14 protein-coding genes are annotated in these 19,962 nt (G+C 65.8%); 4 read left to right on the plus strand and 10 right to left on the minus strand.

What is annotated here, in order from left to right; translation table 11 throughout:
* Positions 1–24: 24 nt before the first annotated feature.
* The 6 genes from BOO71_RS12790 to pelF form a co-directional block, all read right to left on the minus strand.
* Positions 25–2,238 carry an Agd3-related carbohydrate-binding protein gene (locus tag BOO71_RS12790; RefSeq protein WP_075832952.1) on the minus strand — a complete coding sequence of 738 codons (2,214 nt, stop codon included), beginning with the start codon at positions 2,236–2,238 and terminating at the stop codon, positions 25–27.
* 152 nt (positions 2,239–2,390) lie between these two features.
* Positions 2,391–3,350, minus strand: a complete 960-nt coding sequence (locus BOO71_RS12795) for an NAD-dependent epimerase/dehydratase family protein (RefSeq protein ID WP_075832954.1) — start codon at positions 3,348–3,350, stop codon at positions 2,391–2,393.
* Position 3,351: 1 nt separating this feature from the next.
* A complete protein-coding gene (locus BOO71_RS12800; RefSeq protein ID WP_075832956.1) occupies positions 3,352–4,089 on the minus strand; it encodes a nucleotidyltransferase family protein in 738 nt (245 codons plus the stop codon).
* A gap of 159 nt (positions 4,090–4,248) precedes the next feature.
* Positions 4,249–5,286: an NAD-dependent 4,6-dehydratase LegB gene (locus tag BOO71_RS12805; RefSeq protein ID WP_075832959.1), complete on the minus strand. Its 1,038-nt coding sequence runs from the start codon at positions 5,284–5,286 to the stop codon at positions 4,249–4,251.
* On the minus strand, positions 5,286–6,890 hold the full coding sequence (locus tag BOO71_RS12810; RefSeq protein ID WP_254843147.1) for a hypothetical protein: 1,605 nt from the start codon (positions 6,888–6,890) through the stop codon (positions 5,286–5,288). The genes BOO71_RS12805 and BOO71_RS12810 overlap by 1 nt, the downstream gene beginning before the upstream one ends.
* Positions 6,891–7,080: 190 nt before the next feature.
* Positions 7,081–8,550: a GT4 family glycosyltransferase PelF gene (gene pelF, locus BOO71_RS12815; protein WP_075832961.1), complete on the minus strand. Its 1,470-nt coding sequence runs from the start codon at positions 8,548–8,550 to the stop codon at positions 7,081–7,083.
* A gap of 856 nt (positions 8,551–9,406) precedes the next feature.
* On the opposite strand from pelF, the gene BOO71_RS12820 reads away from it, so the two are divergent.
* Positions 9,407–12,424 (plus strand): fasciclin domain-containing protein, encoded by a 3,018-nt coding sequence (locus BOO71_RS12820; RefSeq protein WP_075832964.1) that lies wholly within the window; start codon positions 9,407–9,409, stop codon positions 12,422–12,424.
* A 43-nt stretch (positions 12,425–12,467) separates the two neighbouring features.
* Here the strand turns inward: BOO71_RS12820 and BOO71_RS12825 are convergent, their stop codons facing one another.
* The 3 genes from BOO71_RS12825 to BOO71_RS12835 all read right to left on the minus strand — a co-directional run bounded on the left by BOO71_RS12825 (position 12,468) and on the right by BOO71_RS12835 (position 14,979).
* Positions 12,468–13,304, minus strand: a complete 837-nt coding sequence (locus BOO71_RS12825) for a metallophosphoesterase family protein (RefSeq protein ID WP_075832966.1) — start codon at positions 13,302–13,304, stop codon at positions 12,468–12,470.
* A gap of 203 nt (positions 13,305–13,507) precedes the next feature.
* Positions 13,508–14,620: an aldose epimerase family protein gene (locus tag BOO71_RS12830; RefSeq protein ID WP_083653399.1), complete on the minus strand. Its 1,113-nt coding sequence runs from the start codon at positions 14,618–14,620 to the stop codon at positions 13,508–13,510.
* Positions 14,617–14,979, minus strand: a complete 363-nt coding sequence (locus BOO71_RS12835) for an ArsC/Spx/MgsR family protein (protein ID WP_075832968.1) — start codon at positions 14,977–14,979, stop codon at positions 14,617–14,619. Before BOO71_RS12835 ends, BOO71_RS12830 begins: the two co-directional genes overlap by 4 nt.
* A 136-nt stretch (positions 14,980–15,115) precedes the next feature.
* Between BOO71_RS12835 and ada the strand changes: the two genes are divergently transcribed.
* Complete coding sequence (gene ada, locus BOO71_RS12840; protein WP_075832971.1) at positions 15,116–16,162, plus strand: bifunctional DNA-binding transcriptional regulator/O6-methylguanine-DNA methyltransferase Ada; 1,047 nt, start codon at positions 15,116–15,118, stop codon at positions 16,160–16,162.
* Between the two features lie 85 nt (positions 16,163–16,247).
* On the opposite strand, the gene ruvB is transcribed toward ada, so the two are convergent.
* Positions 16,248–17,243 carry a Holliday junction branch migration DNA helicase RuvB gene (gene ruvB / locus BOO71_RS12845; RefSeq protein ID WP_075832973.1) on the minus strand — a complete coding sequence of 332 codons (996 nt, stop codon included), beginning with the start codon at positions 17,241–17,243 and terminating at the stop codon, positions 16,248–16,250.
* 364 nt (positions 17,244–17,607) lie between these two features.
* Here ruvB and BOO71_RS12850 point away from each other — a divergent pair, with 364 nt between their 5' ends.
* Together BOO71_RS12850 and zapE are read left to right on the plus strand one after the other, a co-directional pair.
* Positions 17,608–18,306, plus strand: coding sequence for a S4 domain-containing protein (locus BOO71_RS12850; protein ID WP_075832975.1), 699 nt, complete (start codon positions 17,608–17,610; stop codon positions 18,304–18,306).
* A 125-nt stretch (positions 18,307–18,431) separates the two neighbouring features.
* A complete protein-coding gene (zapE, locus tag BOO71_RS12855) occupies positions 18,432–19,454 on the plus strand; it encodes a cell division protein ZapE (protein ID WP_075832977.1) in 1,023 nt (340 codons plus the stop codon).
* Positions 19,455–19,962: the final 508 nt, after the last annotated feature.

Below are 19,962 nucleotides of genomic sequence, written 5' to 3' on the forward strand. Positions count from 1 at the left end.
GCAGAGTGGAACAACGGTCTCGCCTTACTGTTGCGTGACCGGCACGGTTTTGCTGCCGCTCAGGCTGACCACCTGTGATTTGTAGGCTCCGTACAGGCTGCCCGCATTCGCGCCGGTCAGGGTGACCGGAACTGTCCCCGCCGAGAGGTTGCTCAGGATCACGGTGCCCGTCTTGCGGTCCCACATGCCCTTGACGCTTCCTGCCGCCTTGGCTTTTTCCTCCAGGGTGTGGCGCTGCATATACGCGCCCAGATCGTCCCACTTGTAGGTGTTCAGGGGCAGGGTGCTGTAGAGGCTGTATTTGGTCAGCCCCGCGCGCACCCAGTCGCTGGCCAGGCTCTTGCCGGGGGCGTACTGGTACAGGTTGGGCTGGTGCATGTAATGGGTGAAGGCGTAGCCACCCAGGATATGGTTCAGGGTCAGGTCGCTGTCCTTGTCCATGATCTCTTCGTAGGTCAGCTTGTGGTCCCAGTACGGGCGGATGCCGCCGGGCGCGTAGATGCTGTTGTAGGAGGCCGCCGCCTCGTCGGGCGTGGTGACGTGGTAATGCACGTTGGTGGGCCAGCGCGGCACCAGGAAGATATTGGCGTTCAGGGGATGCTGCACGCCGCAGGTCGCGCACGAGTCGTCGCGTTCACTGGCGACGCTGTGATCGGAGGCGATATAGCGCACCCCGGCGCTGGTGGCTGCCGAGAGCATGTTGGGGTTGCTGCGGCCCAGGCCCAGGTCCTGCTTGGGGCCAACCGTTCCCTCGTCGTTGTGGGTGCCGTCGTCGTTCGGGTCCATGTTGCCCAGTCCGCTGTGTTCGCCGGTCAACAGGGTCTGCTTGCTGAAGGGCAGCCCCAGCTTGTTGGCAATCGTGACGTTGCCGCCCACCTGTCCCTTGGCGGTCTTCAGGTCCATCACGTCCATGCGCTGGTGATCGCGGGTGTGGTTGACCCAGTCGAAGCTGCCCTTGACGCATTTGGTCACGCTGGTCAGCAGGTCCGGCGTGCTGATCCCCAGGTTGCACGACGCCGGGGCGTTGGGGAACGCGCCGCCGCCGTTGAACATCATCGCGTAACGGAAGGCGCTCGCCACCGGAAACGCCTGCTCGATTCCGGTCTGCTGGTCCCGCACCGACAGCACGTCCGAGCCGCTCAGGCGGAAGGGGGCGGGGTAGACCAGCCCAGTCTGGGCGTTCAGGTGATCGCCGTCCAGGAAGTAGTCGTCGATATCCACCTGTAAGAAGCGGCGGTGTTCGCCCAAGTGGACGCCGCGCGTGAGCCACTGCACCAACCCGTAGCTCATCAGTTGGGTGTGGCGCAGGTAGGGGTTCTCGGCCACGGTCAGCAGCAACCGCTCACGTCCGTCGGGGGCGGTGCTGGTGGCGGCCAGCACGCGGCCCTGCGGATCGGTCAGCAGCGGGGTGGTGGTCACGCCAGGAACACTTTCCAGCACGGAGGGGTAGCTGTAGGCGTACTGCACGGGCAATGCCGTGCCGGTCAGGTCCTTGAAAACCGCCTTGCCCGCACTGCTGGGGGTCATGGACGTGGTGGAAGTCTCCGCGCCCGCCACGGCCCGCAGGCCGTAATCTTCCGGTGCCACGCCGGGGTAGCCGTAGAGGGCCAGTTGCCGCACCTTGTAGGCCGCCTCGTACTGGAACAGGGTGTCCCATTCGCCGCTGTCCAGCGTGCTGGTGTAGACGCCAGGACTGGTCTCGGCCACCAGCGCGTTGCTGGTCAGGATCACACCCTGATATTTGCCGCTGCCGTCCGCGTTGATCAGGTTGCCCTGCCCCAGGGTCTGCGTGCTGGCGTTCAGCACGTCGTAGGGCACGCCGCCCTGCTGGAGCATGGCCGTGGCGCTGTCCAGCCCGAAATCGCCCGCGCCGCTGCTGACCACCAGCACTTTCAGGTCCACCTTATCGGTCTGGGCATTGCCCGGCAGGGCCTGGGCACTCAGCCGGGTGCCCTTGAGAACAGTGGCCTCGCCCAGACGGGCGTGGGTGGGCAGGTTGCCCGGCTTGGGGTCCGGGGGAATGATCGCGATCTCGTCGTTGTGATCGTTGCTGTGGTCGCGGTTGTAATCGCTGCGCGGCACGATGATCTGCCCCGAGCCGTCGGGCGCGCTGGCGTCGTCTGGAACAGGGAAATCCACGGCGGGCGCGGAGGGGCCGGTGCCAGCCTCGGGCGGCGCGGCGCAGGACCCCAGCAGCAGCGAAAGGGTCAGGGCGGACAGCAGCAGTTTTTTATTCATAGGCAGATTCCTCGGTTCCGGGGGCGATCTGGTCTTTCCCGATGACGACGCAGGGCAAAGAGGTGTGAATCTCGTCAGCAGGTGGGGCGGGGGGCATGAAGGTGGGGGCTTGAAGGGAGTGCAGCCGGAAAACATCGGTGGGGGCTGGGGTCTCAGCCCATAACGGCAGTTCTCCCCTCGGCAGGCTCCAGCCCCCGCAGGAGCGCCTCCAGCGAGTCGCCAAAGCTGTGGCGCAGCGTGAAGCCGCTGTCCAGCAGGCGCGAGATGTCGGCCCGCTGATACGGCACGTCGCCGCTGCGGGGGCTGCCGGGGGCGTCTTCCAGAATCTGGCCCCGGAAGCCGGTCAGGGCCACCAGTCCGTCTACCAGATCGCGCACCGGACGCGCCTGACCGCTGCCCACGTTCACTACGCCGCTCAGGTCCGAGGTCAGGGCGTGCCACACGGCGCGGGCCACGTCGCGGGCGTCCACGAAATCGCGCCGCGCCCCCAGCGGGCCGAAGCGCACCGTGTTTTGAGCCAGCACCGTGTCCCGGCCTTCCAGCGCCGCCACCGAAAGCTCGTGGGCGGCGCGGCCCGGCAGGGTGCCCGCGCCGATGCCCGCACCCAGCGGATTGGTCAGGCGCAGCACTGCCGCCTGCACGCGCCCGCTGCGGACGGCCTCCAGGGTCAGCACGGTTCCGGCCAGCTTGGACGCGCCGTAGGGCGACAGGGGACAGGCCGGATCGTCCTCGCACGAGGCGTGGTCCTCCGGCACCGCGCCGTATTCGGCGGCAGAGGCCAGATGGACCAGTTTGACGCTCCCAGCGCCCGCGCGGTTCAGTTCTTCCAGCACCCGCGCGGGCAGCAGGGCGTTGGCGCGGGTCAGCTCGGTGGGGCTGCCGAAGGTGCGTCCGGCAGCGTTGATCACGCCCGAAACGCCGTCCAGCAGGGCGTCCCAATCGGCGCGCGAGGCCGCCGTCAGATCGCCCGGCGGCGCGGTGCGGACCTCGTGGCCCGCTGCCTGCACCCCGGTCACGATCTGCGCGCCCAGAAAGCCGCGTGCGCCCAGCACCAGCACCGGACCAGTCGAGGGACGGGGCCGGGGGAAGCCGGGCAGATCAGCGTCGGGCATTCTAGTCGGCGGCGCTCAGGGTCAGGTGCGGCAACAGGATGGCGGACATCTCCTGCCACTCGCGGTTGGCCATGTCGTAGTCCTCGGGGCGGCCAATATCCAGCCAGTAGCCGCCGAACAGGTCGCTGCCAGGGAAATCCTGGGCGGCCAGCAGGTCCAGCATCAGGGTGTCGAAGCCCAGCACCTGTCCCGGCGTGTAGCCGCGCAAAGCCCCACGGGAAATAGCGTAGACGCCCATGCTGACCTGAAAATGCACCGTGGGCTTCTCGCGGAAGGCGACGATCTGGTTGCTGGCCTCATTGATGTCCAGCACGCCGAATTCGCTCTTGATCTCGCGGTTGTAGGTGGCCACGGTGACCGAGCGCTCCGACTGGATGTGGCGTTGCAGGAAGGTGCCGTAGTTCAAATTTGTAAGCACGTCGCCGTTCATGACCAGGAACTGCTCGGGCAGGCTGTCCAGCACGTTCAGCACCGGGCCGATGGTGCCCAGCGGGGTTTCCTCGTCGGTGTACTCCACCGTCAGGCCGTAGCGGCTGCCGTTCCCTACGAAGGCGCGGATCAGGTGGCCCATGTGCCCCACCGCCAGCGTGACCGACGTGAAGCCGTGGGCGCGCAACTGGTGCAGCACGATTTCCAGGATCGAGTAGGTATCGCCGATGGGCACGAGCGGCTTGGGAACACAGGTGGTGTAGGGGCGCAGGCGGGTGCCTTTTCCTCCGGCCAGGATAACTGCGTGCATGGGTTCCTCCTTTCCTGTCTTCCTAGAGCAGGAATGAATCTGGGGTGAGGTCGCGGTGAGGACTCTTCCTCATCTGCGACTAGTGAAGCACTGGACGCGTTTCAGAGAAGTTTCAGACCGTTAATTAACGCTCAGTCTGTTCTCAGACGGTGGCGCTGCTCAGACGGTGTACTGATCGACGCGGTAGCGGGCCAGATTGGCGGGGTCGGTGAACCATTCGGCGGTGCGCTTCAGGCCCTCTTCCAGCGGCACTTCGGGCTGCCAGCCAGTCAGCTTGCTCAGCTCGGAGTGGTCCGCCAGCAGGCGCATCACTTCGCTGCCCTCGGGGCGCAGCCGCACGTCTTCCTGGGTCACGTCCAGCTCTGCGCCCATCACCTGTCCGATCAGCTTGACGGTGTCGCCCACGGTGATCTCGCGGCCCGAACCGGCGTTCAGCACGCGGCCCAGCACCTCCGGCCCGGCCTCGCCCACCGCGCGGAAGGCGCGGGCCGTGTCCAGCACGTAATTGAAGTCGCGGGTGGGGCGCAGGTCGCCCAGTTTGATCTCGCGCCGCCCCGCCGCCACCTGGGAAATGATGGTGGGAATCACCGCGCGGGCGCTCTGGCGCGGGCCGTAGGTGTTGAAAGGCCGCATGGTCACTACTGGCAGCTCGAAGCTCAGGTAATAACTCTCGGCCAGCTTGTCCGCGCCGATCTTGGTGGCCGAGTACGGCGACTGGCCCTGCAAGGGGTGGCTTTCATGAATCGGGGCAGTGCGGGCGGTGCCGTAGACCTCGGACGTGGAGGTATGCACCACGCGCCCGGTCCCCAGATCGCGGGCGGCTTCCAGCACGTTCAGGGTGCCGGTGATGTTGGTCTCCACGTAGGAGCGCGGCGCGACGTAGGAGTACGGAATGGCGATCAGGGCGGCCAGATGGTACACGGTCTGGGCGTCCCGCATCAGCGCCCGCACGCTGCCGGCATCGCGCACGTCGCCCAGTTGGACCTCCACATGCTGCATGGTCTCGGCGGGCACGGTGTCCAGCCAGCCGTAGGACCCCTGCGAGTTGTAGATCGCCATCGCCTTGACACGGTAACCCGCGCGGACCAGTTCCTCGGTCAGGTGCGAGCCGATAAAGCCGTCCGCGCCGGTCACGGCCACCAGCGGGCGCTGGGAAGAGGTAGAGGTGTTGGGGGCAGGCAGGGTGGTCTGGGTCATCAGCGGTAACTCCTGGGATCAGAGAGGGTGTGCAGGGTGGGAAACAGCAGGGCGAGCAGCGTGAACAGCGCGAAGGCGGGCGGGGGCAGGCCCAGCACCAGCGCGGCTGCGCCCAGTGCCCAGACCGCCGTCAGAAAGCCCAGACGGCGCTGGTTGGCCAGCCAGGAACTGAGCAGCAGGGCCGCGCTGTACAGGGCCACCGTCAGCAAAGAGAGGTTCAGGTCGAGCGGGCGCAGCCAGGACAGCAGCGCCACGCCCGCGCCCAGCGCCAGGCCGTAGCCAGCGGCGCTCAGCAGGACCGTCGGCAGACCCACCCGGCGTAGAGCGGGCAGGGTCCGCAGGGTGCGCGCCGCCACCTGAAGGCGTTCCTGCGCGTGCCACACGCCCGCTTCCAGCAGTCCGGCCCCCAGGATCACCGGCAGCAGCGGCCAGGTGCCGAGCCGCGCGCTCAGGGCCACGAAGGCGGCGGCCATCGCCCAGCCGTACACGGCGTGGGGCAGGTGCGGGCGCAGCGTGGCAAGGCTGGCGCTCAGGCTGCCGCGTGGGCGGGTCACGTTCAGGGCGGTAAAGGTGGGCACGGCGGCCAGCAGCCCCAGCGCGAACAGTGCGGCCCCGCGCGAGGGCAGCGACATCACGATTCCGGCGGCCAGCAGCGGGCTGGCAAAGGCCCCGGCGAACTGCCCCAGTTGCCCCAGCGACAGCAGCACGCCCGCCGCGCCGCTGGACAGGGCCACTGCGCCGCCCACCACTGCGCCGATCAGCACGTCGCCGCCCAGCGCTGCCGCGACGCCCGCCCCGCCCAGCAGTCCGGCCCCGGCGCTGACCAGCAACGTGGTTCGCAGGGCGCGGCCCGGCACCGCGAAGGGTTCGGCGTAGCGCACCCCGGCCACGGTCATGGTCCAGCCCCAGCCGAAGGCCGCCGCCAGGATAAAGGCGCTCTCGGCGGCTTTCCCCAGCGCGCCCGCGATCAGCAGGCCCGCCAGACCCGGCAGCAGGTACAGCGGCCCGCGCGGCAGCATGTGCCAGGGAAAGGCCGGGGTGACGGGCTTGGGCACATGGTCCAGCGCCCTTCCCGTGCCCTTTTGCCGGTACAGCATCTCGGCGGCGTCGAACAGCCCGTCCGCGCCGTAGCGGTCTTTCAGGATCTCGTCGCCCAGTCCGTCGGCCTCCAGGTAGGCGGCCAGTTCCTCGGCGTCCACGGCACTGGCGCGCTCGGCGGCCAGTTTCAGGTCCACCTCGCGCAGCCGCTCGGGCAGTTCGCCGGGCAGTTGCAGGCGGGTGCGGGCGGCGCTGGTCCGCGTGCCGGTGTGGCTGCGGGCCGTCCGCTGGAGCTGCGTATCCAGAGAGTGCGTATCCAGGGAGCGTGTCTCCCGAGGCTGTGTCTCCCAGGAATGTGCATCCCAGGCCTGGATATCCCGGAGGTGTGGGTCAGGAAGTCCTATGTCCTGAAAGGGGCTGGACTGAACGGACTGTTCTGCAACCGGATCAGAAGCTTGTGGTGTCGGGGCCTGGGCTGAAGGCGGGGCCACCGGGTTGAATCTGTTGTCGCCCGTCACCCTGAGCAGTCGGGCGCGCACCGTGTCGCGGCTGCTTTCACGGCTCATACGGACTCCGATTGAATCGTTTGCAAAACGGTGGAAATCCGAGCGGGACTCGCAGAGCTGCGACGCAGAGGAGCAGCGTCCATACGGGCGTCTGTCGCGACGATAGCGAGGAGGAGAAGGACGGATTCCGGGCGTGGAGTTGGCAAACTGGCGCTGTCCCGGTTTATGAACGAAACAGACGGAATCCGTATCACAGCCCTTTGCCCCCGGCGATCACTAGCGGGTAGGCCCGGCGGTAGGCGTCCAGGCAGCCGTCCAGGGTAAACAGCTCCATCACGCGCTCACGGGCGGCGCGGCCCAGGCGGGCGCGCAGCGGCGCGTCGTCCAGCAGGCGGGTCAATGCGCTGGCCACGCCCATCACGTCGCGCGGACGCACGATCAGCCCGGCGTCGCCCACCGCCTCGGGCACGCCGCCCACGCGCGTGGCCACGGGCGGGCGGCCCATCGCCATCGCCTCGATCACGGTGTACGGAAAGCCCTCGCTCACGCTGGTCAGGGCCACCACCTGCCCGGCGCGGTAGGCGTCGGTGATGTCGTCGATGCGGCCCTCGAAGGTCACGTTCTCAGTCAGGTTCAATTGCTGGGTCAGGCTCTGGCACTGGAACAGGTAGCCCTCGTTGCCCGCCGGGGTGCCGCCGAACAGCCGAAGCTGCGCGCCCGCATTGCGCCGCCGCACCAGATCGAAGGCGCGGATCAGCGTTTCGATGTCTTTCAGGGGATCGATGCGGCCCACCCAGCTCACCACGCTCTCTGCCGGTTCCTCCTCGGCGTGCGGGAAGATATCGGGGTCGATGCCGTTGTACACGCAGTGGATCTTGTCGGGATGCGCGCCCAGACGCTCCTCCCAGCGGCGGTTGTAGTGCGAGCCGGGCAGCACCAGCGTGGCTTCGCGGTAGACCAGACTGCACAGCAGGCGGTAAAAGCGCAGCAGCATGCCTTTAAAGCCGGGGCTATAGGCGCTGCGGCGGAATTCCATGTAGCGCTCGCGCAGGTAAACGCCGTGTTCGGTCAGCACGAAGGGGGTGCCGTGGGACCATAGCCCGTGCAGCGCCAGCAGCCCCGCGAAACCGTTGCTGACGGCGTGTCCTACCTCTGCCTGTGGGGCGGGGTGGCCTAGCGGGCGCAGGGCGTGTTCCAGCCACATCAGGGCGTCCAGAGAGTCGGCCACGGTGGGCAGCGGCAGCCGGGGTTCGCCACGAACGCGGGAACTGGCCTGCCGCGCCGCGTGGCCCGCCCAGGTGTCCAGCGTGAGCCGGGCCACCCGTGGCGTGTCCAGCAACGCGGTAAAGCCCCCGCCCTGGCCCAGCGTACTCAGCGCCTGTAATCCGGCAGCGAACAGGTCCAGATCCAGCGTACATAACCCGTCCAGCAGGGTCAGGTAGGCGTCCTCGGCCCCTCGCCTGCGGGCGGCGTCGTTGCGGACCAGGGCAGACGGCGGCGCACCCCACAGCGGCACCTGCGTGAAGCTCACGTTGCCGGGCATCTGCACCGCCGCCCTGGCAAAGGGAATCCCGGAAATGGCCTGCACCACAAATCGGTGATCGCCCAGACCCCTCACCAGTTGGTCCACCCAGACGCTGACGCCGCCGTGGGCCTGGGGATAGGTGCCCTCGGTGTACAGCGCAATGGTGTGGGTCTGGATCAGCGTGTGGGTGGACATCTGGCAAACTCCGGGCAGGACAGAGGGGGGCAAGCTACCGCGACAAAGTCAGTTTTATGAGGGGCTAGAGAGAATCTGACGGCAGAAGGGAAAGAGAGAAAATATACGAAGGCCACCCTAAAAGATGAAGTATCTCAAATCTCTTTCAGACCTGCCCCTGCTCGGGCACCAACTTGCGAAGACTGCCCTTCCACCCACAAGTTTGACTGACCGCACGTTAAATAATCGCTTCCCTCCGGCTGGGTTTTGAACCGCGTCAGAGGGCTGCTCCGGGCGGCAGGATTTCTGCTCAGATTACTCTCATGGCATGTCTCCCAGCGCGGGCTTTGGGCCTTTTGTCCTTTGGGTGAGGACGGATTGGTCAGACCAGGGTGGTCACTTCGCTGGAGCGCTGCCGACGTGCCTGAGATTCCACTCGAATGGGGCAGGCCGGACGCCGTTGGAGGTGGGCGCAGGGGCTGATGCAGTGGCCGATCCGGCACCGTATGCCCCGTTCAGCTGTACGGCATTCAGCCACGATTCGTTCAACTACCAGTGAGGTGATGGCCTTTTCACCGCTTCTTCACTGCGTCGTCGGTGCGGCCTGCATCCATTTTTGTGGCAACCCAGTGTTGCCCCGCTGCCGTCTATCTGAAGCCTGAGCGCTGGGGCGTGCATTCCTGCTGTGCGGGCAAGTCGGCCAGATCCCCAGGGGAGGATTGTTCTCATATGTGATTCAGATGAGAAGAGGGCGTGGCTTACTGGCCTTTTCATTTACATGACCTGTCCCAAATCTTGTACAGGTTGCTTTTCATCTTGCCGTGGTGAAGATTGAGTGTCGGACGATTAGCAACCTAAATCTGTCAGAGGTGAATTCATGAAGAAGCAGACCAGTCTCATCACGCTCGGCCTTTTGCTGGCCACTCCCGCTCTGGCTGGCGGTGCAGGCGCGCCTGTCGCCAAGCCCGCCCCCACCTGCATGTCCATCGCGCAGATCGTGACCAGCGACTCCAACTTCAGCACGCTGGCCACTGCCGTCGAGGCCGCCGGATTGACCGAGACCTTGCAGGGCGGGACCTACACGGTCTTCGCGCCCACCAATGCCGCCTTCGCCAAGCTGCCCAGTGACACGCTGGCCGCCGTGCTGAACGATCCAGAAGCCCTCAAGAACATCCTGCTGTATCACGTCGTGCCCGGCAAGGTCACGGCCAAGCAGGTCATGGGCATGACCTCCGGCAAGACGGCCCAGGGATCGAACTTCCTGGTCACGATCAGCGACGGCAAGGTCATGATCGACAATGCCACGGTCACCAAGGCCGATGTGGTGGCCTGCAACGGCATCGTCCACGTCATCGATACCGTGCTGATGCCGGCCCCGGTGGCTGCGGCTGAGCCTGCCATGGAAGAGATGGCAGAGCCTGTTGTCGAGGCCCCTGCCGAAGAGACTGCTGCCGAGATGCCCGCTGCCGAGATGCCTGCTCCCGCTGAGGAGCCGATGGCCGAGGCCGCGCCCGCACCCGAAATGCCGATGGCCCAGGCGGCCACCAGCATCGCTGATATTCCCGCCCTGCCCCTGAGCGGCGCGACCATGAGCGCCGATACCGCTGCGGCCACGACGACCACGGACGCCACCACCTCGACAGATACGGCTGCGACTGATATGGCTGCGACGGATACGGCGGCCACCGATACCACCGCCACGGACACCGCAGCGACGGATATGGCGACCACCGACACGGCCACCACGGATACGGCCACGGCTGATGCCAGCGCCGACGCCGACATGGCCGAGATGAATACCAACTCGCTGTACGACGTGATCGTCTCCGACGACCGCTTCAGCACCCTGCGCGATCTGCTCAGCGACGCGGGCATCACCGACATCCTGATGGACAACGAGTACACCATCTTCGCCCCCACCAACGAGGCGTTCGCTGCCGTCGATCCCGAGACGCTGGCCCTGATCGCCAGTGATCCCGACACGCTGCAACAGGTGCTGCTGTACCACATCGCAACGGGCAAGATGACGGCGGATCAGGTTTCGGCGGAGAGCCAGATCAGCAGCCTGGAAGGCAGCAGCCTGAATGTCAAGAAAGACGGCGATACCCAGATGGTGGGCGACGCCAAGGTCACCGGCTCCGTGGATACTGCCGACAACGGCATCATCTACGTGATCGACAAGGTGCTGTTGCCCCCCACCCTGAAGCTGCCTGCCCCACCCACCCCGGCTGAGGCTCCTGTCGCTGCCGCGCCTGCACCCGCTGCCCCGGCACCTGCCGCACCGGCCCCCGCTGCGCCCGCGCCAACGCCTGCGCCCGCACCTGTGGCAACGCCAGCGCCCGCACCAGCCCCAGCACCTGTCGCCACCACGGCCACCGGGGCCGAGACCCTGGTCACGCGCCTGCAAGGTGAAGCCCAGTTCAGCACCCTGCTGAGCCTGATCCAGAAGGCTGGACTGGCCGACGCCCTGATGGCCAGCGACGTGACCATTTTCGCGCCCACCAACGACGCCTTCGCCAAGGTGCCCCAGGCCACCCTGGACGCCCTGATGGCCGATGACGCCAAGCTCAAGCAGGTTCTGACGTTCCATGTGGTGACTGGCCGCGTGACCGACACCGATCTGATGGGCGCACAGCTCCGCAGCCTGGAAGGCAGCAGCCTGGACCTTCAGACGAAGGCTGGCGTGCTGAGCATCGGCGTGCTGACGGGCGACGTGATCACCGGAGCAATGGTGAACGTGACCCCGATCATCGTGGGCAACAGCGCCGTCTATCCCATCGACAGCGTCCTGATTCCCCCGGACCTGACGCTGGGCGCTGCGGCACCTGCTGCGGCTCCTGCGGCGGCGGCACCTGCTGCACCTGCTCCGGTGGCCGTGCCGCCCGCAGCGCCCGTCTCGCCCACCCCGGCAGCCGCCACGGGTGCCATGACCCTGCAACAGCGTCTGGCCTCCGAGCCTCAGTTCAGCACCCTGTTGAGCCTGCTCCAGACCGCCGACCTGACCACGCCCCTGATGGCCACCGACGTGACCCTCTTCGCCCCCACCAACGACGCCTTCGCCAAGCTGCCCAAGGCCACGCTGGACGCCCTGATGGCCGACAAGGCGCTGCTCAAGCAGGCCCTGAGCTTCCACGCGGTCAGTGGACGCGTCATGGAAGCGGATCTCAAGACCACGCAGCTCCGCAGCCTGGAAGGCAGCAGCCTGGATCTCAAGGACACGGCAGGCGTGCTGATGGTCGGCGTGCTGAACAACGGCGACATCACTGGCGCGACCGTGAACGTGACCCCGATCATCGTGGGCAACAGCGCCGTCTATCCCATCGATACGGTGCTGATCGCTCCTGACCTGAATCTGCCTGCGCCTGCCGCCGCCGCACCTGCTGCAACCGCTCCTGCGGCCACTGCGCCCGTGATGACGCCCCCGGCAGCACCTGTCTCGCCCACCCCAGCCGCCGCCACGGGTGCCATGACCCTGCAACAGCGTCTGGCCTCTGAGCCTCAGTTCAGCACCCTGCTGAGCCTGCTTCAGACCGCTGAGCTGACCACGCCCCTGATGGCCAGCGACGTGACCCTCTTCGCCCCCACCAACGACGCCTTCGCCAAGGTGCCCAAGGCCACGCTGGACCGCCTGATGGCCGACAAGGCGCTGCTCAAGCAGGTTCTGAGCTTCCATGTGGTGACTGGCCGCGTGACCGACACTGATCTGATGGGCGCACAGCTCCGCAGCCTGGAAGGCAGCAGCCTGGACCTCCAGACCAAGGCTGGCGTGCTGAGCATCGGTGTGCTGAACAACCAGGACATCGTGGGCGCGACCGTGAACGTGACCCCGATCATCGTGGGTAACAGCGCCGTCTATCCCATCGACAGCGTCCTGATTCCCCCGGACTTCAAGTAAAGCTTTTCTGATTCCCCTGCCCGCCCTTGATTGGGCGGGTTTTTTATGGCCGCCGGGCGGGAAGGCGGCGCAGAAAGGTGTCCCAGGTCCGGGTATTGCGCGGCAGCCCCCCGTCCTCTGTCCAGGACCAGTACGGGGTGTACAGGCTGCGCGAGCTGATGATCTCCTCCCGGAAAATCTGCGCGCTGAGGCCGGTGTCCAGCAGACCGCTGCTGCCAAAGCGTGCCAGCACACCCGCACGGTCATAGGGAATGGCCCGGAACTCGGTGTGCCAGCCGTCCGCCGCCGCCGTCAGGAGCAGGTACTGAGCGCGCGGATCACCGTTGGCGGGTGCGCCCACTGCCCCGGTGTTCAGCACCAGCACGCCGCCCACCCACGCCTGCGCGGGGCGGTGGATGTGCGAGCCGATCAGGACGCCGTGTCCGGCGCTCAGCTCCTGCACGCGTTCGGGTCTGGTCTTCTCGCTGAGGCCCTCGCGGTAATGCTGCGGCGAGCCGTGGGCGATCAATACGCCGGGCAAGCCTGGAATCTGCACGGTCCGGGTCAGCGGCCAGTCGGCGGGAACATGCAGCAATCCGGCGCTGTTCAGTTGTTCGGCGCTCCAGGCGGTGGCCCCCCAGAAGGGATCGCTGAACCACTCGGCAGGCAGGTCCGGGCTGCGGGCGTCCCACAGCCGCAGCAGGTCGTCGTGGTTGCCCAGCGTGAAACTTACGTCCCCCCGTGCCAGCAGCGTTTCTAGCGCCGCCACCGAATCCGGTCCCCGGTTGACCACGTCGCCGTTGACGATGATTCGCTCTGCGCCCTGCGCCTGAGCGTCGGCCAGCACCGCCCGCAGCGCGTCTAGGTTGCCGTGAATGTCCGCGATGATGGCCAGGCGCATGTCGGGCGATTCTAGAGCAGTTCTCCGAACTACGTCACCGGAAAAACAGACTTCCGGCGACTCCATTCTCCGTCCTGCCTGATAAAAGTCACTCGCTCTGCTCGGTCATAAAAATGGTCTTTCTATGACAACTGCTTTAGGGGCTGCTGGTCAGGTGCATTGCAGCCCCGGTCCCACCCGCCATGTTCAGCCAGTGCGGAAAGCTACTCCATGACCGAGAAATGCCACCGCGTGCGCGTGTGGTACGTCTGGCCGGGCTGCACGATGATCGAGCCTGCGCCCAGACGGTCCAATTCCGGCTGATTGAGGGCGTCGGGGGCCTGCTGGGTTTCCAGACACAGGGCCGAGCGCTTTTTATACCGTGCCCCGTTCCAGCCCACGACGCTGCCGCTCAGGAAATTGCCGCTGTAGAGCTGCACGCCGTTCTCGGTGGTCCAGACTTCCATGCGGCGTCCGCTGGTGGGATCACTCAGGATCGCCGCCTGTTTCAGACCGTCATCCCCGTTCAGAAGGACGAAATGATGATCGTAGCCGCCTGCCCCCCGGAGCTGCGCGTCGTCCGCGTCTATATCCTGCCCCAGCGGTTTGCCCGCGCGGAAGTCGAAGGGCGTGCCCTGCACCTCCGTGACTGCGACTGGAATCGCGCTGTCGTCCACGGCCAGAAACTGGGCGGCGGGAAGGAGAAGCGTGTGATCCAGCACGCTGCCCGCGCCGCCGTCCGCCAGATTCCAGTAGGCGTGGTTGGTCAGGTTCAGCGGTGTGGGGGCGTCGGTTTCGGCCCAGCAGTCCATCGTCAGCCAGCCGTCGCCACTGAGGGTGTAGCGGGCCGTCACGTCCACCGCGCCTGGGTAGCCTTCCTCACCGTCCGGGCTGTGATACCGGAAGGTCACGCCGTTCGGGCCCTCGCTGCTGTCCAGCGCCGTGCCTTCCCAGCGCACGGCATGAAAGCCGCCGGGACCGCCGTGCAGGTGGTTGGGTGGGTTGTTGATGGCCAGTTGGTACTGCTGTCCGCCCAGTTCAAAGCGTCCGCGCGCCGTCCGGTTGGCAACCCTGCCCACCGTCGCGCCGAAATACAGAGCGTCCTCCTGCTCCAGGTAAGCCGCCAGCTCGGGGTGGCCCAGCATCACGTCGCCGGGCACGCCATCCCGGTCCGGCATCTGCACCCGCAGCAGCCGCGCGCCGTACTCGCCCAGCGTGACGGTCAGCCCGTTCGGGGCGCGCAGCACGAAAAGCTGCACGTCCTGGCCGTCCGGCAGCGTTCCCCAGCGCCGCGTCTCCACCCCGGCCACAGTGCCTACCCCTACCACAACAGTCACTGCGCGTCCTCTAGCATGGCTTTCCAGCCGTCCAGATCCTCGCCTACGCTCAGCACCTTGCCGCCACGCACCAGGGGCAGCCGCAGCAGTTCGGGCGTCTCGATCACCTTGGCGATCACGCCTTCCTCGGTGGTTCGCAGATACGCCAGATTGCTGCGCTCATACGCCTTGCCCTCCAGATCCAGCAGTTCGTTCAGGCCAAATTTCTGGACGAAGCGGGTCAGCTCACCCTTGGCAATCGGACGCTGCGTTAAATCCACAAAATGGATCTTGACCTGCCGTTCCTTGAAAAACCGCTCGGCGGCGCGGGTTTCCTTGCTCTTTTTCGTGCCGAAGACCTGAACCTGGGGGGCGCTCATGAAGGAAAGTGTAGAGGACGGCGGCAGTAAAGTGCAGAAGCAGCAAAGTGCAGAAATGGTCTGGTTCCACTCTGAGCGCAAGAAACAGAGTGCGCCCCCGTGCGTCCCCCGCTAGGCTGGCCCCGGAGGTGAGGGGATGGACGGTGTATATCCAACCGAGGAAAGCCGCTGGGAAGCTGTCCTGGCACGGGACGCACGGGCGGATGGGGCATTCTGGTACGGCGTGCGCTCCACCGGGATCTACTGCCGCCCGTCCTGCCCCTCCCGGCGGCCCCGGCGCGAAAATGCTTCCTTTCACGACTCGCCACAGGAAGCACGGGCGAGGGGGCTGCGGGCCTGTCTGCGCTGCGAACCGGACGGCGTGAGTGCGGGCACGCGGGCGGTGGTGCGGGTCAGGTTTCTGCTCGAAACCGCCGCAACGCCTCCCCCTCTCTCTGCCCTGGCCGCCGATGTGGGCCTCAGCCCCTTTCATCTTCAACGGCTGTTCAAACGCGCCGTGGGTCTGAGTCCCAAACAGTACGCCGTGGGGCTTCGCCACCTGCGTTTCAAGGAGGGTCTGAAAATGGGCAAACCCGTGACTACAGCCATATATGACGCCGGACACGAGACTTCCAGCACGCTTTACCGCAAAGACGGTCTGGGCATGACGCCGGGCGCTTACCGTGCGGGCGGGGCCGGGCAGACCATTCATTTTACTGTGGTGGAAAGCACGCTGGGGCCGATGCTGGTGGCCGCCACCGCGCGTGGCCTGTGCGCGGTGCGCTTCGGCGAGGCTGAGGCCATGACGGCGGAGCTGCGCGCCGAGTATCCCGCTGCCACGCTGATCGAGGATGCTGCGCCCCTTGAGCCTTACCTTCAGAGCTTGCATGCCTACTTGGACGGTCACAGTCCAGAATTGAAGCTGGACACGGACGCACCCGGCACCGAGTTTCAGCAGCGCGTCTGGGCTGCCCTGCGCCAGATTCCCAGCGGCGAGACGCGCAGCTACGCCGAGTTGGCCGGGATGATCGGTCAGCCCAGAGCGGTGCGTGCGGTGGCGACGGCCTGCGCCAGAAATCCAGTCGCGCTGGTGGTCCCGTGCCACCGGATCGTCCCCAAAGTGGGCGGAAGCGGCGGCTACCGCTGGGGCGTGGAGCGCAAGGCGGCGCTGCTGGAGGCCGAAAGGGGAGAGCGGTTGCTCTGAAACTCCTGACCCACAGCGGCCTCCGTGTTAGAGAGGATCGAAGAAGAAATCCCCTCCATTGGCGGTAGGGCTGAATGAGGGCCTCCTAATTCGTATACAACCCTAAATCCCCGTCCGAGCCGCCCACAGGCAGTCCCAGGTGGTCATAGGCGTGGGCTGTCGCCACCCGTCCACGCGGGGGGCGCTTGATAAAGCCCAGTTGGATCAGATACGGCTCGTACACGTCTTCCAGAGTCAGCGCGTCCTCGGAGATGGCCGTAGCGAGGGTATCCACGCCCACCGGCCCTCCCGCGAAACGGTGAATCAGCGTTTCCAGGTATTTCTTGTCGCGGTCATCCAGCCCCGCCGTGTCCAGCCCCAGCTTGTCCAGGGCGCTGTAGGCCCGTTCCAGCTCGATGGTGCTTTCCCCGGCCACCTCGGCGTAATCGCGCACCCGGCGCAGCAGCCGCTTGGCGATTCGCATGGTCCCGCGCGAGCGCCCCCCGATTTCCAGCGCAGCCTCTTCCACCAGTCCAAACCCCAGCAGTCGGGCGTCGCGCAGCAGGTTGGTGGCGATTTCCTCGGGGGTGTAGTACTCCAGATGCTCGATGATCCCAAACCGCGAACGCATCGGCGCGCTGATCAGGCCGGGCCGCGTCGTCGCGCCCACCAGCGTAAAGCGCGGCAGCGGTAGCTCGATGGTGCGCGCCGCCGGTCCCTGCCCCAGCACGATGTCCAGCTTGAAATCCTCCATCGCCGGATACAGGTGTTCCTCGGCCACGCGCCCCAGACGGTGAATCTCGTCGATAAACAGGACGTCGCCTTCCTCCAGACTGTTGGTCAGGATGGCCGCCAGATCCCCTGGTTTCTCAATCGCCGGGCCGGAGGTGACGCGGATGTTCACGCCCAGCTCGGCGGCGATGATGTGCGCCAGCGTGGTCTTACCCAGCCCCGGTGGCCCGAATAGCAGCGTGTGGTCCAGCGCCTCCTTGCGGTTGCGTGCGGCTTGCAGGTATACGCCCAGTTTGTCCTTCAGCTTTTCCTGGCCCACGTATTCGGTCAGCGACTTGGGACGCAGGGCGGCGTCGAACGGTTCGGTCATAGGGGTAGTTTAGCGCAATTTAGCCCTGAGCGAAATAGGGTGAGGGGTTTAGCGTTTGGCAGAATGGGGGAGAGGTGGGGATAGGGTTTCATGGGCGGCTCAGCGCTACTGGAAAGTCTGATTCCTGGCTGGCTCCCACGTTTAACCCCTCTGTTTCGCAGCTCTGCGAGTCCGCACCTTCGAGCCATCTTCCCTTAGAAGGGAGGCAAGAGGATTGTGTGTGGGACGATCTATCGCCACTCTTGGCTCCCTTTAAGGGGAGCTGGCTGCGAAGCAGACTGAGGGGTTAAACCGCAGATGACACCTCCAGAAAACTGCGTAGCTGATTGCCCTCTCCCACTGCCCCACGCACTATCCTGGCTCCATGAAGCAGAAACTCTCCACATTGGTGGCCCAGGCGCGCGGAGGCCGCGTGGTCCGCACCGGATTCCTGGACGGTGACGAGATCGACCGCCGCCTCCTGAACGACGACGACCTGCGCCACCGCATCGCTGGCGGCTTCCCCGACGCTCGCCGCGTGGTGCTGACGCTGTACCCCGCCCACATTCCAGAGGTGGATGCTGGCGTGACCGTGCTGCGCCTGACTCCTGCCCAGGCCGCCCCCGAGTGGGACGAGCAGGATTTTCTGGTGCAACTGCGCCGCCTCGAACTGAACGAGGACCAACTGGGCGACGTGCGCGAGGAACGCGGCAGCTTCCTGATCGCCGCCACGGGCAAGGCCGCCCAGACCCTGGAATCCCTGACTGCGCTGGGGGGCCGTGACATCGAAGTCGAGGAAATCGGCGAGACGGCGGGCCGGGGCAGCAAGATCCGTGAGGTGGTGGTGCCGTCCATGCGTGTAGACGTGGTGGGTGCGAAGGGCTTTGGCGTCAGCCGCGCCTATTTCCAGCAGGGCATCGACGGCGGCAAGGTGCGCCTCAACGGTGGCCCTGCCCGCGCCAGCAGCGACATCCGCGAGGGAGACAGCCTCAGCGCCGACGGGCTGGGCCGCATCGACTTCAAGCGCGTGGTCAACGAAACCCGGCGCGGCAACTACAAGGTTGAACTTGAAGTCCATAGGTAGGGGTCAAAGGGTCTGTGGGTCTAAGTTTTCTGGCTCCCTCCCTCCTCGTGGGGGATGGTTGGGGAGAGGTGCCACTAGGCAGGCCCCCACCGCAAACAACACCCCTCCTCCTATCAGCCGCGCCTATGATTGACCTCCTGACCCGCAATCCCGCCCCCGATCCGCTGGCGCTCACGGCGGAGCTGTTGCCCAGCGCCCGATTTCAGGAGGTGCGCTTCGGAACGTATCGGCCCAATCCTGAATATCCCAGTCAGGCGGCGGCGCGCGACAGCCTTCAAACGTTTGTAGAGACCGCACAGCAAAAGCCCGGCGGCCTGCGCCTGTTTCGCCGCCGTGCCCCGGAAGGACGCGGCCTGTATCTGGACGGCGGCTTCGGCGTGGGCAAAACGCATCTGCTCGCCAGCGCCTATCACGCGTCCAGCGGAGTGCGCGCCATCATGAGCTTTCAGGACCTGATGTACCTGATCGGCGCGCTGGGGATGACCCGCGCGGTGGACGCCTTCCGGAGCCATGACCTGCTGCTGATCGACGAATTCGAGCTGGATGATCCCGGCAACACCCACATGGCAAATACGTTTCTGGGCCAGTTGATGCCCGGCGGAACCTCCGTGATCGCCACCAGCAACACCGAACCCGGCGCGCTGGGCCAGGGCCGTTTCAACGCGGGCGACTTCCAGCGCCAGATTCAGGGCATTGCCAGCCGCTTCGAGACCCACCGTCTGGACGGCCCCGATTTCCGCCAGCGCGGCACGAAACCTGAAGACGTGTTTTCTGAGTCGGAGTACGCGGTCTGGGGAGCCGTACAGAACCCGGAGACCCTGGCCACGCTGACCCACCGTGATCTGAACCGCCACCTATTGAAGATTCATCCCAGCCGCTTTGCCGGGCTGCTGTCTGGCGTGGGCGCGGTGGGCGTCCTGAATCTGGTGCCGATGGACGATCAGAACGTGGCGCTGCGTTTCGTCCATTTCATCGACAAGCTGTATGACCTCGGTTTGCCTGCCGCCTTCACGGGTACGCCGCTGGGCGCGCTGTTTGACAGTTCTTACCGCCACGGCGCTTACGCCAAGAAGTACAGCCGTTGCCTGTCACGCCTGTCTGAAATGCTGCGCGAGGCACGGGAAACTGGCCGCGTAAATGTCCCATGATACGGACTCCGATTAGAGGATGTTGAAAACACCCGTAATCCGAGCGGAGCGACCAGGAGAAAAACGGGTTCCGGGCGTGGAGTGGAGGGATCGGCGCTGTTCCGATTCCTGCACGAAACAAACGGAATCCGTATGACAGCGTGTTTGGCACCTCGTTTTCCAGCTTCCTGGCCTGTCCTATAAAAATAGTGATCCAGGAGAGGTTGACAGAATGGGCAATGGCCTGTATCTTTTCTGAGCCTCCAACGAGGCGGGGCGCATGACAACACACGTAGTGAGAGAGCAGGACCGCTTCGACAGAGGCGGGTGAGCGGCCCTTCCAAATACGGAAGTGGCTCCAGATTCACGAAAATAGAAGGCATGGGTTTCGGCCTGTGGACTTCAAAGCAGACCCGCTTCTACGGAAGGGGGCAGCCAAGCGAAAGCTTGGGTCAACGAACTAACATCTGCAAACCTTAGGGTTTGCAGTGATAGACCATTTTATGGAGAGTTTGATCCTGGCTCAGGG

Source organism: Deinococcus marmoris (genome assembly GCF_001949125.1).
Taxonomy (GTDB): Bacteria; Deinococcota; Deinococci; order Deinococcales; family Deinococcaceae; genus Deinococcus; species Deinococcus marmoris_A.